The sequence below is a fragment of the Pseudoxanthomonas sp. JBR18 genome (assembly GCF_028198165.1).
In the GTDB taxonomy this organism is placed as follows: Bacteria; Pseudomonadota; Gammaproteobacteria; order Xanthomonadales; family Xanthomonadaceae; genus Pseudoxanthomonas_A.
In genome coordinates this window covers 1,291,385-1,304,892 of record NZ_CP116339.1, presented here as the reverse complement: position 1 = coordinate 1,304,892, position 13,508 = coordinate 1,291,385, and the positions used below count along the sequence as shown (strand labels likewise).

Here is a 13,508-nt window from a genome sequence, read left to right as displayed (position 1 = left end):
GCGCCCCACCGGATCGATCACGCAGACAACTGGGCGATGTCGGCCACGGCGCCGAACCGCTGGGACAGGCGCTGCAGCAGGGCCAGGCGGTTGGCACGCACGGCCTGGTCTTCGGCGTTGACCATCACCCCGTCGAAGAACGCATCGACGTGCTCGCGCAGCAGGGCTAGGCGCGAGAGCACCTGCACGTAGTCGTGCTGGTGCAGGGCCGCATCGGTGTCGCCGATAGCCGCTTCCACCGCCTCGGCCAGCGCGGCCTCGGCCGGGTGTTCGATCAGGCCCCTGTTGATGTGGTCGGGGATGTGGAAGTCCTCGGCCTGGGCCTTCCTGAGGATGTTGGCGATGCGCTTGTTGGCCGCGGCCAGGGTCGCGGCCTGGGGCAGCGCGGCGAAGGTGCCGATCGCGTCGATGCGGCGGTCGAAGTCGTAGAGCGAGGCCGGCTTGAGTTCGGCCACGGCGTTGAACTGGGTGGTGCTCACGCCCTTGTCGGCGTAGTAGCCGCGCAGGCGGTCGAGGATGAAGTCGTAGATTTCTGGCAGGCGCATATCCATCGCATCGAACAGATCCCTCTTGTCCTTCTTTGCAGGACCGGGCTCGCCCACCAACCCATTGGCGCTGTGCAGAAGTGACTTCAAGTCCAGATCAAACCCACTCTCGATGATCGTCCGTGCCAGCCCCAGTGCATTACGTCGCAGCGCGAACGGATCCTTGTTGCCGGTCGGCTTCAAGCCCGCCGCAAAGCCACCGGCCAGCGTGTCCAGGCGCTCGGCGATCGCCAACACCTTGCCCAGCGGCGACAGGGCGATGTCGTCACCGGCAAAGCGCGGCTGGTAGCTTTCGTCGATGGCCAGGGCGATCTCGGCCGGCTCACCGGCGGCCAGCGCGTAGTGGCGCCCGGCGATGCCCTGCAGCTCGGGGAACTCGCCGACCATGCGCGACTGCAGATCGTTCTTGGCCAGTAGCGCAGCGCGGCGCGCCTGCGCGGCCTCCACGCCCACCATCGGCGCGATCGTTTCGGCCAGCGCGGCCACGCGCGCGACCTTGTCGGCCACCGTGCCCAGCTTGGCCTGGTAGGTGACGGTCGCAAGGCCCTCGCCCATGGACACCAGGCCCTGCTTGAGGTCCTCGTCGAAGAAGAACTTGGCATCGGCAAAGCGCGGGCGGATCACCCGCTCATAGCCGGCGCGTACCTGGGCCGGGTCGCGCGATTCGATATTGGCGATGCCGATGAAGTGCTCGGTCAGCGTGCCATCGCGCAGCACCGGGAAGAACTTCTGGTTGATCTCCATCGTCTCGATCAGCGCTTCCTGCGGTACCGCCAGGAATGCCGGCTCGAAGCTGCAGGCCACCGCGCCAGGCCATTCGGTCAGGCACACCACCTGCTCCAGGTTGTCGTCGGTGATGCGCGCATCGCCGCCCACGCCGCGCGCGGCGGCCTGGACCTGCTCGATGATGCGTGCGCGGCGCTGCTGCGGGTCGACCAGCACGCGCGCGGCGGCCAGCGCCTCGACGTAGTCGCCCGGCGCGCCGATCCACACCGGCTTGTCGTGCTCGAAGCGGTGGCCGCGGCTCATGCGGTCGGACTTGATGCCCATCAGCGGCATCTCCACCACCTCGCTGCCCAGCAGCACCACCAGCCACTGCACCGGGCGGGCGAAGGCGTAGTCGTGGTCGCCCCAGCGCATCGGCTTGGGGATGGGCATGGCGGCGATGGCCTCGGCGATCACCTCCGGCAGCAGCGCGGCGGTCCGCGCGCCCGGCTTGACCGCGCGATGCACGAAACGCTCGCCCTTGGCATCGGTGGTGCGCGCCAGTGCGGTCCATTCCACGTCGGCCTTGGCCGCGAATCCGCTCAAGGCCTTGGTCGGCTGGCCGTCCGCATCCAGGGCGATGTTCACGTACGGGCCGAACACTTCACTGGCCTGCTCGGGCTGCTCGGCCGACACGCCAGGCAGCAGCACCGCCAGCCGGCGCGGGGTGAACAGCGGCCGCGCATCGGTGGCGTCCACGGCCACGCCGCGCTTTTCCAGGCCGGCCTTGATGCCGTCGAACAGCGCATCGGCCAGGCCGGGCAGGGCCTTGACCGGCAGCTCCTCGGTGCCCAGTTCGATCAGGAGGGGAAGCGTGTTGCTCATGGAACGTCCTTACGGGTGGAGAGCAGATCGTGCCGGGGTACGGCCGCGGAGCTGCGTGTTGTGCGGGCGGCGTCTCGGAGGTCGCCGTTGATGGCCAGCAGCCAGATGCCCGCCACCGGCATCAGCAGCAGGCCGAAAAAGAACCAAGCCCAGGCGTTGCGCCCATGCTGCTGTGCCCACCACGCGCAGAACAGGCCAAACGCCATCGGTGCGCTGTAGAACAGCATCAGACCGCTTGCAAAGGCGTGCACTATCTGGGCGTTCATGGGCGTGTCCTTACGCGCTCAGTTGGAGGTCGCTGCCGCCGGCGCAGGGGCGTCGAAGGCCACGTGGAATTGCTGGAACACCGGCAGGGCCTCGTAGCGCGCCACGCGCGCGGCCAGGGCCGGGTAGGGCGCCAGATCGAACGGCACCGCCTCGGCGGTGAAGGTGCAGCAGCAGGCCAGGGTGATGTCGGCCTGGGTCATGCGCGCGCCGATGAGCCATTCCTGGCCTGCGCGGTCCACGCAGTGCGCCTCCAGCGCGGCCAGCGCGCCGTGGACCTGGGCCGCGCAGCGCTCCAGCCAGGGGCCGTGGCGCTTGTCTTCGGGGCGGTACACGCGCTCGTAGACCATGGCCACGGCCTTGTCGGCCGCGCCGGTGGCCAGGGCGATCAGCTGCAGGGCCTGGCGACGCTCGGGGCCGCCGGCCGGCAGCAGGGCGCGCTCCGGACCGGCGTCCTGGTCCAGCGCGTCGAGCACGGCGGTCGATTCGAACAGCACCTCCTGATCGTCGCGCACCAGGGTGGGCACGCGGCCCAGCGGGTTGTAGGCGCGGATCAGCGCCGCATCGCGCCCGGTCGACCAGTTGCGGTGCTCGAACGGCACGCCGAGCACCGTCATGCTCACCGCCACGCGGCGCACGAACGGCGAATCGAACATGCCGATCAGGATCACGCCGCGGCCTCGCTCGCCGCGCGCTTGATGCCCGGAAAACCAAGCTTTTCGCGCTGGGCGTAGTAGGCCTTGGCCACGGCCTGGGACAGCGTGCGCACGCGCAGGATGTAGCGCTGGCGTTCGGTGACGCTGATCGCGCGGCGTGCGTCGAGCAGGTTGAAGGTGTGGCTGGCCTTCATCACCTGCTCATAGGCCGGCAGCGGCAGGCCGGCCTCGACCAGCTTGACCGCCTCGCGCTCGCAGGCGTCGAAGCGGTGGAACAGCTCGTCCACGTCGGCGTATTCGAAGTTGTAGGTGCTCTGCTCGACTTCGTTCTGGTGGTAGACATCGCCGTAGGTCACCGGCGTGCCGTCCGGCCCGTAGGTCCAGATCAGGTCGTAGACGTTGTCGCAGTCCTGCAGGTACATGCACAGGCGCTCCAGTCCGTAGGTGATCTCGCCCAGCACCGGCCTGCACTCCAGGCCGCCGGCCTGCTGGAAGTAGGTGAACTGGGTGACTTCCATGCCGTTGAGCCAGACTTCCCAGCCCAGGCCCCAGGCACCAAGCGTGGGCGATTCCCAGTTGTCCTCGACAAAGCGCAGGTCGTGCACGCGCGGATCGATCCCCAGCGCCTTGAGCGAATCCAGGTACAGCTGCTGGATGTTGTCCGGGTTGGGCTTCATCGCCACCTGGTACTGGTAGTAGCGCTGCAGGCGGTTGGGATTCTCGCCGTAGCGGCCGTCGGTGGGACGGCGCGAGGGCTGCACGTAGGCCGCGTTCCACGGCTCCGGGCCCAGCGCGCGCAGGAAGGTGGCCGGGTGGAAGGTGCCGGCGCCGACTTCCAGGTCCAGCGGCTGGATCAGCACGCAGCCTTGGCTCGCCCAGTACTGGTTGAGGGTCTGGATCAGGCCCTGGAAGGTGATGGGGGTGGCCGTCTGGACAGTCATGCGGCAAAGGGCTGGAAAAAGGGGTGGGCTAGTATACGCAGCGTGGTGTGGCCGCCCTGGCCGCACGCGATGTGCCGGGAGCCGGACGTGTCGATGGAGCAGCAGCGCAGGGCCGATTTTTCGCCCGAATCCACCGTGCTGGGATCCGGCCGGCTGGACTTCGCCCAGGTCACCCGCGCGCTGCTGGCCGATGGCCTGGTGGCCGAGGCCGACACCGGCCGCATCCAGATGTCCGCCGCCGGCGCGCGCAGCGCCAGCGAGGTGCACCCGCTGGTGCTGCTGGCCAACCTCAAGCTGGCCGCCGCCGCCGGCGGCGAGCTGAGCCTGGAGCGCCTGACCGAATGGCTGGCCAAGCGCGTGGACGTGCGCTATCTGCGGGTGGACCCGACCCGGGTGGACGTGGCCGAGGTCACCGCCGTGGTCAGCCAGGCCTACGCGCGCCGGCACCGCATCCTGCCCCTGGCGGTGCGTCCGGACCGGGTGTTGATCGCCACCAGCGAGCCGCTGGACATCGCCTGGAAGGGCGACCTGTCGCACCTGACCCGGCGCAGCATCGAGATCGCGCTGGTCAATCCGCTGGACCTGCACCGCTACACGATGGAGTTCTTCGGCGTGACCCGCTCGGTGCGCGGCGCCAAGGACCTGCGCGATCGCGAGCAGAACATCGCCATGCCCAGCTTCGAGCAGCTGGTGGACCTGGGCCAGAGCGGGGAGGTCGGTGCCGACGACCACCACGTGGTGCAGATCGTGGACTGGATGCTGCAGTACGCCTACGAGCAGCGCGCCTCGGACATCCATCTGGAGCCGCGCCGCGAGATGGGCCGCATCCGCTTCCGCATCGACGGGGTGCTGCACAAGGTCTTCGACCTGCCGCCGCCGGTGATGACCGCGGTCATCTCCCGCATCAAGGTGCTCGGCCGCATGGACCTGGCCGAACGGCGCCGCCCGCAGGATGGCCGCATCAAGACCCGCTCGCCCGGCGGGCGCGAGGTGGAGATGCGCCTGTCGACCATGCCCACCGCCTTCGGCGAGAAGTGCGTGATGCGCATCTTCGACCCGGACACCGCGTTCAAGCCGATCGCCGAGCTGGGCTTCAGCCCGACCGAGGCCGCCGGCTGGAACGGGCTGGTCGAGCAGCCGCACGGCATCGTGCTGGTCACCGGGCCGACCGGCTCGGGCAAGACCACCACGCTGTATTCGACCCTGCGCAAGCTGGCCACCAGCGATGTGAACGTGTGCACCGTGGAAGACCCGATCGAGATGATCTCGACCGAGTTCAACCAGATGCAGGTCCAGCACAACATCGACCTGGACTTCGCCGCCGGCGTGCGCACCCTGCTGCGCCAGGACCCGGACATCATCATGATCGGCGAGATCCGCGACCTGGAAACCGCGCAGATGGCGGTCCAGGCCTCGCTCACCGGCCACCTTGTGCTGAGCACGCTGCACACCAACGACGCGCCCTCGGCCATCACCCGCCTGCTGGACCTGGGCGTGGCCCATTACCTGGTCGCCTCGACCCTGACCGGCGTGCTGGCCCAGCGCCTGGTGCGCACGTTGTGCCCGCACTGCCGCCAGCCCACCACGCTGCCGGCCCATGCCTGGGACGCGCTGCTGGAAACCGGGCGCCAGGTGCCGGACGACGCCGCGCCCAACGCGCCGGTGGGCTGCCTGGAATGCCGCCGCACCGGCTACATGGGCCGCGTCGGCCTGTACGAGCTGATGCCGCTGACCCCGCAGCTGCGCAACATGATTCGCGCCGACATGGACCTGGCCGCGTTCACCCGCGCCGCGCGCCTGCAGGGCATGCGCACCCTGCGCGACGCCGGCCTTGACATGGTGGCGCGTGGTCTGACGACAATCGAGGAAGTTGTCTCGGTCCTGCCCCCACGGGAATGAACGCGCCTTTCCTGATCGTCGAAACCGGCCAGCCGCTGCGCACGCTCAAGCGCCACGGCGGCTTCGCCCACTGGATCCGTGTCGCCGCCGGGCTGGAAGCCGGCGCGTCGGTCGTGGCCAATGTCGAACGCGGCGATGCGCTCCCGGACCGTCGCGATTTCGCCGGGATCATCGTGTCCGGGTCCTCGGCCATGGTCACCGATCGCGCCGACTGGAGCGAACGCGCCGCCGCGTGGCTGCGCGAGGCGGCCCACGACGGGCAATCGCTGCTGGGTATCTGCTATGGCCACCAGCTGCTGGCCCATGCGCTGGGCGGCGAGGTGGCCGACAACCCGGCCGGGCGCGAATCGGGCACGGTGCGCATCGACCTGCATCCGCCGGCGGCCGACGATCCGCTCTTCGCCCATGCGCCGACCGGCTTCATGGCCCATACCAGCCACGTGCAGACCGTGCTGCGCGCGCCGGACGGGGCCACGGTGCTGGCCCGCTCGCAGCGCGACGGCTGCCAGGCCTTCCGCTGGGGCGAGCGCGCCTGGGGCGTGCAGTTCCACCCGGAGTTCGCCACCCACCACATGCGCGGCTACGTGGCCGCGCGCGCCGAGCACCTGCGCAGCAGCGGGCAATGCCCGCTGCGGATCAGCCGCGAGGTCAGCGCCGCGCCGCAGGCGCGCGCGCTGCTGCGGCGGTTCGTGCGCCACGCCCGGCAGGTCCGCGGGCGCTGAGCCGGCGGCGTGCGGCTTGCGTAGACTGTCGCCCTGCACAATCCCGTTTTCTCGGAAGTCCCGATGTCGATGATCAACAAGGTGCCGGCCAGCGCCGGTGCGCAATGGCTGCTGGACGGCTTGGCCACCCTGCGTCGGGCGCCCCTGCAGTTGGGCCTGCTGGGCGCGCTGTGGGCGCTGCTGTCGCTGCTGGCCGCCCAGGTGATGGCGCTGGCCACGGTCCCCGGGCTGTTCCTGCAGCTGCTGCTGGGGCTGGCCTCGCCGGTGCTGTTCGCCGGGGTGCTGGGCGCGGTGCGCAAGGCGCAGACCGGACAGGCGGTGGTGCCGGGCGACCTGTTCAGAGGCTTCCGCACCGGGCATGTGCCCAGCCTGGTGGCCACGCTGCTGCCGCAGGTGCTGCTGGCCCTGGCGGCCGGGCTGCTGCTGATGGCGCTGCTGGGCAGCCAGGGCGTGCAGCAGCTGCAGGAGGTGATCGCCCACCTGGAGGAGCAGGCCGCCACGGGCGGTCAGCCCGACCCGGCGCTGGTGTCCCAGCTGCCGGCCGGTCGCCTGCTGCTGTGGCTGGCGCTGCTGGTCGCCGGTGCGCTGGTGGCCAGCCTGCTGGTGTTCGTCGCGGTGCCGGACGTGGTGTTCGGCGATCGACGCGGGGGCGAGGCCATGTTCAACAGCCTGCGCGCCTGCCTGCACAACCTGCCGGCGGTGATCCTGTTCTACGTGCTGCTGTTCATCGTCCTGGTGCCGCTGATGATCATGGTCCAGTTGCTGGGTCTGGCGATGACGATGGTCGGTGGCCAGCTGCTGGGTGTGCTGGTCACCAACGTGCTGCTGATGGGCGTGATGCTGCCCCTGATCGCCGGCTGCGTGGCCAGCGCCTGGCGTCAGCTCCTGGGTGGGGCGGCGGGCGCCTCGGCGATGCCGCCTGCGGCGCCGCTGCCCAGCTCCACGTTCGAGGCCTGAGCCGCACGCGCGCTGCACTGGAATGCAAAAGCCCGCCGAATGGCGGGCTTTTTTATGAAGCGTGGCGCCTGTCCAACTAGCCGCGCGCCAGGCTCCGCGGCACCACCCAGCGACAGGCCAGGATGCCCAGTTCGTAGAGCAGGCACATCGGCAGGGCCAGAAGCAGCTGGGACACCACGTCCGGCGGGGTGATCACTGCGGCCACCACGAACACGCCGACCACCGCGTAGCCGCGCGAATGCTTGAGCTGGTCCGGGGTCACCAGACCCAGGGCGACCAGGATGACCATCGCCACGGGCAGCTCGAAGCTGACACCGAAGGCCAGGAAGATCACCACGACGAAATCCAGGTACTTGCCCGGATCCGGCGCCAGGGTCACCACGTCCGGGGTGAACAGGGTCAGCGCGTGGAACACCGCCGGCAGCACCACGAAATAGGCGAACGCGCAGCCGGCGAAGAACAGCGCGATGGAGGACACCAGCAGCGGCACGGCCAGGCGCTTCTCGTGCTTGTACAGGCCGGGCGCGACGAAGCACCAAGCCTGGTAGATCAGCCACGGCGAGGAAACGAAGATCGCCAGATACAGGGCCAGCTTGATCGGCGCGAAGAATCCTGAGGTCGGGTCGGCCGCGATCATTTTGGAGGCCTGCTCCACCGGCAGCTGCGAGAGCAGCGGCATGGCCAGGTGCTCGAAGATGCGCTTGGCGAAGGGCAGCGCGACCGCCAGCGCGACCGCCACCCCCGCCATCCCCCGGATCAGCCGCGTGCGCAGCTCGATCAGGTGCTCCATCAGGCTGCTTTCGGCCTCGTGGTCAGGGGTTGGGGCGTTCATCGCCGCCCTCCTTGTGACCCTGCGCGGGTGTCGCAGGCGCGGCGGCCTCCGGTGCGGACGCCGCCGCGACATCGCGTGCGGTCTCGGTCTCCGCGCCGGTCGAGCGGACTTCCTCGCCCACGCTGTCGAACTCGCGCTGCAGGTCGTCCTGGCCACGGCGCATGGACTGATCGGTGCGGCGCAGGGCTTCCTGGGCTTCGTGCAGGTTGCGCTTGAGTTCGTCGGCGGCCAGTTCGCGTTCCAGTTCGCTCTTCACCGAGTCCCACTGGTTGCGCGCCCGGCGCACCCACAGTCCGGCGAAGCGCGCTGCCTTTGGCAGGCGCTCGGGACCAAGCACCACCAGGGCCACGATGGCGATGACGATGAGTTCGGGAAAGCCGATGTCGAACATGGCGACTGACGCCCGTCAGGCGGGCGTTCGGAGGGTTGGCACGTCAGCGGTGGCGATCAGCGGTCCTCGCCGCTGCGTTCGCGCTCGCGCTCCTTGGCGGCGGCCTCGTCGGCGCCGCGCGCTTCGTCGGACAGGCGTGCAGCCGGCTTGTCCTCGTCGCGCATGCCCTTCTTGAATTCCTTCACCGCGCTGCCGAGGTCCTTGGCGCCGCTGGTCAGTCGCTTGGTGCCGAAGACCAACAGGACGATGGCCAACACGACCAACCAATGCCAGATGCTGAGACTGCCCATGACCGACTCGCTGGGGAAAGTGGACGATCAGGATACCGCAGCCGCATCGGCAAAGTGTCCGCCGGTGTGGCTGCGGACCGCGGGATCGCGCTGTTTTTGACCGATCAGTTCAGCTGTTCGGTCCGGATTTCGCCTTCTTCCACCGGCTGGAAGCCCTGCTGGGGCGCCGGCTCGGTCGTGGCCGGCTGGGTGCCGACCGGGGCGGTCTGCACCTGCGGGGCGGCCTGGGCCGGCTGGGCGGGGGCGGGCGGTGCGTAGGGCGTGCCCGTGGTCACCACCGGGCGGGCATCGGTGCCGCGGTTGGCACGTGCCGCGGCGGTGGCTTCCTCCAGTTCGTCGCGGAAACTGACGATCTGCGAGGAAGGGTGGCCTGCGCGGTTCTCGAAGATCGCGCGCGGCGTGGCGGTGGGGCCGTAGGCGGCGACGTTGTCGTCGTTGTCGATGGACAGCACCGCACCATCAAGTGCCACGCCGACGAACAATCCGCGCGCGCGCGACCAGGACCAGATCTCGGCCTTGAGCTGGCCGTCGGTGGCGGCCGAGGCATTGCGCCCGACCGGGCCGGCAGCGACCGAGGCGTCGGCGCCCAGGGTGAATTTGCCGTTGACGATGTTGTTGAGCGAGCGCTCGTTGCGGAACACCAGGATGATGTCAGACGACTGCACGCCGGCCTGGAAGCCGATGCTGCCGCCGGTGAGCTTGACGAACACCGGCTGGGACCAGGTGCCGTCGGGGTTCTTCACCGACATCAGGCCGTGGCCACTGCGCCCGCCGAACACCAGCCCGACCTTGAGCGAATCGGGGATGACGATGATCGCCTTGCCCTCGTCGAGCAGCTTGTCGGGGATGGACTCCTCCGGGATGCGCTGGATGTCGGTCAGCACGCGGGTGGCATTGATTGCGCGCTCGTCCTGCTCGGTCCCGGCCATGGCCTGGGTACTGACCAGTGCGGCCAGCATCAGCACGCCGAATCGGGCCAGAGGGCGCGGAGAAAGACGGGACAGGAACATGCGGGGCGACTCCGAGCGAGGAAATAGCGTTGTAACCGATCTGTGTGCGGGTGACATGACCCGCCATGCACCGGCGCGAGCCTAGTCACGGGCGGGTGAATCGGCCATGAGTTGAGCCAGGTCCACACCGCCGGTCTGTCATCATGTGCCCATGCAAACGACCTCCCCTGATGCCGCCGGCCCCGTGCCACTGCCGGCCACCGGCACCCTGGTGCTGGTCAACCTGGGCACTCCCGAGGCGCCGACCGCGCCGGCGGTGCGCCGCTACCTGGCCGAATTCCTCAGTGACCGGCGCGTGGTCGCCATCCCGCCGCTGCTGTGGCAGCCGCTGCTGCGCGGCCTGATCCTGCCGTTGCGTGGTCCCAAGTCCGCGGAGAAGTACGCCAAGGTGTGGCTGGACGGCGGTTCCCCGCTGGCCGTGTACACCACCGGCCTGGCCGCGCGGATGCAGGCGCTGCTGCCGGGCTGGCGGGTCGTGCCGGCGATGCGCTACGGCCAGCCGGCGCTGCGCGCGCTGCTGGAACGGCTCAAGGGCGAGGACACGCCACTGCGGGTGCTGCCGCTGTATCCGCAGTACTCGACCACCACCACCGCCTCGGTGCGCGACGTGGTCGATGCGGTGCTGCCCAGCCCGGGCGCGGGACAGCTGGGCTGGGTGGACGACTACTCGGACGATCCGGACTGGATCGCGGCGGTGGTGGCCTCCATCGCGCGCTGGCGCCAGGCCAACGGCACCGGAGAGCATCTGCTGTTCTCCTTCCATGGCCTGCCCCAGCGCGTGGCCAACAACGGCGACCCTTACCCGCAGCGGTGCGAGCGCAGCGCCGCGCTGATCGCCCAGGCGCTGGGCCTGGCCGAAGGCGACTGGACGCTGACCTACCAGTCGCGCTTCGGCAAGGAGCGCTGGCTTGAGCCGGCCACCGATACCGAGCTGGCCGCGCTGGCCGCGCGCGGCGTGCGCCAGGTGGACGTGGTCTGTCCCGGCTTCGCGGTGGACTGCCTGGAAACGCTGGAGGAGGTCGGCATGCAGTTTGCCGAGGGGTTCGCCGAGGCCGGTGGCACTCTGCGCTACATCCCCTGCCTCAACGATTCGCCCGAACACGCCCAGGCCCTGCTGGCCATGCTGGAGCGCCAGCTGGGGCCGATGCGCGCATGAACCTGGTCGAATGCGTGCTGCCGGCCAGCGTCGGCGCGCTGCACGCCCTGCGTGGCGGTGATCCGGAAGGGCCCAAGGTCATCGCCCTGCACGGGTGGCTGGACAACGCGGCCAGCTGGATTCCGCTGCTGGACCTGTTGCCGCAGCCGCTGGACGTGCTGGCGCTGGACCTGCCCGGGCATGGGCGCAGCGTGCATCTGCCGCCGGGCACGGAGTATTCGCCGTTCGTGGCGATCAACGCGGTGCTCGATGCGGCCGATGCCCTGGGCTGGGAGCGCTTCGCCCTGCTGGGCCATTCGATGGGCGCGGGCATCTCCAGCCTGCTCGCGGCGGCCTGTCCGCAGCGCGTGCGGCGGCTGGTGTGCATCGAGGCCCTGGGTGGCCTGGGCGAGGCGGCGGACCAGGCCCCGGCGCGGATGCGCGATGCCATTGCGCAGGCGCGTCTGCCTTCGCGCCGCCCGCTGCGGGTCTTCAACGCGCTCGCGGCCCCGATCCGCGCGCGCATGCAGGCCAACGGCCTGAGTGAGGCCAGTGCACGGCTGCTGGTCGAACGCGGCGTGCGCGGGGTCGACGATGGCTGGGTCTGGAGCAGCGACCCGCGCCTGATGCTGCCCTCGCTGTACCGCGCCACCCACGACCAGGTCGATGCGCTGGTGGCATCCATCGACTGCCCGGCCCAGGTGATCCTGGCGACCCCGGCGCAGCACTATTTCCCTGAACCCCTGCGCAGCCAGCGCGCCGCACGCCTGCGCCATGGCCAGGTCACGGTCCTGCCCGGCCATCACCATCTACACATGGATGACGCGCCGGCCGTGGCCGGGGTCATTGGCGGCTTCCTCGGCGAGGCCTGAGCCGACCGCCGCACCGATCTAACGCTGAGGGAGCCGACCGCTGCACGGATCGACCGCCGTGGGAGCCGCCATGGCGGCGAGGGGCTTGAACGGTAACGCCTCATCGCCGCCATGGCGGCTCCCACAATGGCGTCTCCCACCAATCGAGGTGGTCAGCTCTGCAGCAGGGTGCGCAGCTGCGCCTTGAGGATGCGGCCGTGTTCGTGGAAGTAGGCGCGTTCGGCGCGCCAGTCGGGAAAGCGCGCCTGCACCTCGGCCCAGAACGCCGGCGAGTGGTTGGCCTGGGCCAGGTGGCACAGCTCGTGGACCAGCACGTACTCGAAGGCCGACGGCCGGGCCAGGACCAGGGACAGGTCCAGTGCCATCGACCCGTCCGGACTGAGCGAGCCCCATTGCGAGGACATGATCTTGAAGCGCACCCGGCCCGGCGCGCGCGGCAGGCCGGGCAGATGGCGCGGAGTCCAGGCCTGCACATCGGCCATGGCCTGGGTTTCGTAGAAGCTGCGCAGGGTACGGACCAGGGTCGCCTGGCTGGCGCGCTCGGGCCATTGCAGGTGCAGACCATCCTCGTGCAGGTCCAGCCGCGTATAGCGGCCGCTGCGCCAGTGCAGGGCGATGTCCTGTCCCCGGAGCGGCAGGCTGGGGGTCACGTGCGGGCGCAGCGGCTGCACCGTCTCGGGCACGGCGCTGCGGGCCAGCTGCTCGCACAGCCACTGGTGGTGCTCTTCCAGGAAGCGCTCGCCGGCCAGCAGGCTGGCCCGCGAGGGCAGGGTCAGGCGCGCGCCGCGCTCATCCACGCTCAGGCGGATGCGGCGCGCACGCGGGTCGCGCACACGCTGAACCTCGATGGGGGGCGCGCCGGCACGCGCCGGCACGACGATGGTGTCGCGCTCGACGCTGCGGGGTGGTTTGGCGGTGAGCCGGCGCAGCAGCATGGGGCCATTCTAGGCGGACCCATGCGACGCCGGAACGACACGGAAACAATACGGAAACGATACGGTCAGGCCGGCCCTTCAGCGCGAACCCACTCCGTAGCTCGCAGTGAGTGGTGCTTCACGCAACGTCGCGACCGTGTCGAAAGGCAGCTCCGCACCCCGGTGATCCGCGACAGGATAGGCGCCCTGTGCCAGCGGATTGTGGCGACGGACACCCGTGAGCCGGGCCTCTGCTCTCCATTTGCCAAGCAGTCGTGCGCACCGAGTGGCCAGAGCCTCGGGTGCCTCCGAGGCTGAAAAGGCGTTGTCATCACATTGGGCAACGAAGGCCTTGCCCGATGATGTCACGACCCCCGGGACATGGAGCGTGGTGTCCTTCTGCTCCGGCGGTTGCGCCAGAGCGGTCGTGCAGAGAACGAACAGGAAAGCCGGGATCAAGCTGCGCATCGGTTGCCTCCTTGGCATGGGC

The 13,508-nt window shown here is 69.8% G+C and carries 15 protein-coding genes; 5 read left to right on the top strand and 10 right to left on the bottom strand.

The window, feature by feature from the left end; genetic code table 11:
* Nucleotides 1–17: 17 nt before the first annotated feature.
* Genes glyS through glyQ form a run of 4 tightly spaced genes read right to left on the bottom strand, consistent with a single transcriptional unit; the run spans nt 18 to nt 3,996 of the window.
* On the bottom strand, nt 18–2,135 hold the full coding sequence (gene glyS, locus PJ250_RS06040; RefSeq protein ID WP_271647664.1) for a glycine--tRNA ligase subunit beta: 2,118 nt from the start codon (nt 2,133–2,135) through the stop codon (nt 18–20).
* Complete coding sequence (locus PJ250_RS06035; RefSeq protein WP_271647663.1) at nt 2,132–2,401, bottom strand: hypothetical protein; 270 nt, start codon at nt 2,399–2,401, stop codon at nt 2,132–2,134. Before PJ250_RS06035 ends, glyS begins: the two co-directional genes overlap by 4 nt.
* Before the next feature lie 18 nt (nt 2,402–2,419).
* Nucleotides 2,420–3,070 carry a glutathione S-transferase family protein gene (locus PJ250_RS06030; protein WP_271647662.1) on the bottom strand — a complete coding sequence of 217 codons (651 nt, stop codon included), beginning with the start codon at nt 3,068–3,070 and terminating at the stop codon, nt 2,420–2,422.
* Nucleotides 3,067–3,996: a glycine--tRNA ligase subunit alpha gene (glyQ, locus tag PJ250_RS06025; protein WP_271647659.1), complete on the bottom strand. Its 930-nt coding sequence runs from the start codon at nt 3,994–3,996 to the stop codon at nt 3,067–3,069. Before glyQ ends, PJ250_RS06030 begins: the two co-directional genes overlap by 4 nt.
* Before the next feature lie 93 nt (nt 3,997–4,089).
* Here glyQ and PJ250_RS06020 point away from each other — a divergent pair, with 93 nt between their 5' ends.
* The 3 genes from PJ250_RS06020 to PJ250_RS06010 all read left to right on the top strand — a co-directional run bounded on the left by PJ250_RS06020 (nt 4,090) and on the right by PJ250_RS06010 (nt 7,574).
* A complete protein-coding gene (locus tag PJ250_RS06020; protein ID WP_271648550.1) occupies nt 4,090–5,895 on the top strand; it encodes a GspE/PulE family protein in 1,806 nt (601 codons plus the stop codon).
* Nucleotides 5,892–6,617, top strand: a complete 726-nt coding sequence (locus PJ250_RS06015; RefSeq protein WP_271647657.1) for a glutamine amidotransferase — start codon at nt 5,892–5,894, stop codon at nt 6,615–6,617. Before PJ250_RS06020 ends, PJ250_RS06015 begins: the two co-directional genes overlap by 4 nt.
* 63 nt (nt 6,618–6,680) lie before the next feature.
* On the top strand, nt 6,681–7,574 hold the full coding sequence (locus tag PJ250_RS06010) for a BPSS1780 family membrane protein (RefSeq protein ID WP_271647656.1): 894 nt from the start codon (nt 6,681–6,683) through the stop codon (nt 7,572–7,574).
* 76 nt (nt 7,575–7,650) lie between these two features.
* On the opposite strand, the gene tatC is transcribed toward PJ250_RS06010, so the two are convergent.
* The 4 genes from tatC to PJ250_RS05990 form a co-directional block, all read right to left on the bottom strand.
* A complete protein-coding gene (gene tatC, locus PJ250_RS06005; RefSeq protein WP_271647655.1) occupies nt 7,651–8,406 on the bottom strand; it encodes a twin-arginine translocase subunit TatC in 756 nt (251 codons plus the stop codon).
* A complete protein-coding gene (gene tatB, locus PJ250_RS06000; RefSeq protein WP_271647654.1) occupies nt 8,387–8,797 on the bottom strand; it encodes a Sec-independent protein translocase protein TatB in 411 nt (136 codons plus the stop codon). The genes tatC and tatB overlap by 20 nt, the downstream gene beginning before the upstream one ends.
* Nucleotides 8,798–8,853: 56 nt before the next feature.
* Nucleotides 8,854–9,087, bottom strand: coding sequence for a Sec-independent protein translocase subunit TatA (gene tatA / locus PJ250_RS05995; protein WP_271647653.1), 234 nt, complete (start codon nt 9,085–9,087; stop codon nt 8,854–8,856).
* Between the two features lie 104 nt (nt 9,088–9,191).
* A complete protein-coding gene (locus PJ250_RS05990) occupies nt 9,192–10,097 on the bottom strand; it encodes a lipid-binding SYLF domain-containing protein (protein WP_271647652.1) in 906 nt (301 codons plus the stop codon).
* A gap of 151 nt (nt 10,098–10,248) precedes the next feature.
* Here PJ250_RS05990 and hemH point away from each other — a divergent pair, with 151 nt between their 5' ends.
* Both hemH and PJ250_RS05980 read left to right on the top strand, forming a co-directional pair.
* Entirely contained in the window at nt 10,249–11,253 is a 1,005-nt protein-coding gene (gene hemH / locus PJ250_RS05985) for a ferrochelatase (protein ID WP_271647651.1), read from the top strand.
* On the top strand, nt 11,250–12,104 hold the full coding sequence (locus PJ250_RS05980; protein WP_271647650.1) for an alpha/beta fold hydrolase: 855 nt from the start codon (nt 11,250–11,252) through the stop codon (nt 12,102–12,104). Before hemH ends, PJ250_RS05980 begins: the two co-directional genes overlap by 4 nt.
* A gap of 152 nt (nt 12,105–12,256) precedes the next feature.
* Here PJ250_RS05980 and PJ250_RS05975 read toward each other — a convergent pair whose 3' ends face one another.
* Together PJ250_RS05975 and PJ250_RS05970 are read right to left on the bottom strand one after the other, a co-directional pair.
* On the bottom strand, nt 12,257–13,039 hold the full coding sequence (locus PJ250_RS05975) for a M48 family metallopeptidase (protein ID WP_271647649.1): 783 nt from the start codon (nt 13,037–13,039) through the stop codon (nt 12,257–12,259).
* A gap of 78 nt (nt 13,040–13,117) precedes the next feature.
* The gene (locus tag PJ250_RS05970; protein WP_271647648.1) at nt 13,118–13,486 is read right to left on the bottom strand and encodes a hypothetical protein; all 369 of its coding nucleotides are present in this window, start codon (nt 13,484–13,486) and stop codon (nt 13,118–13,120) included.
* Nucleotides 13,487–13,508: the final 22 nt, after the last annotated feature.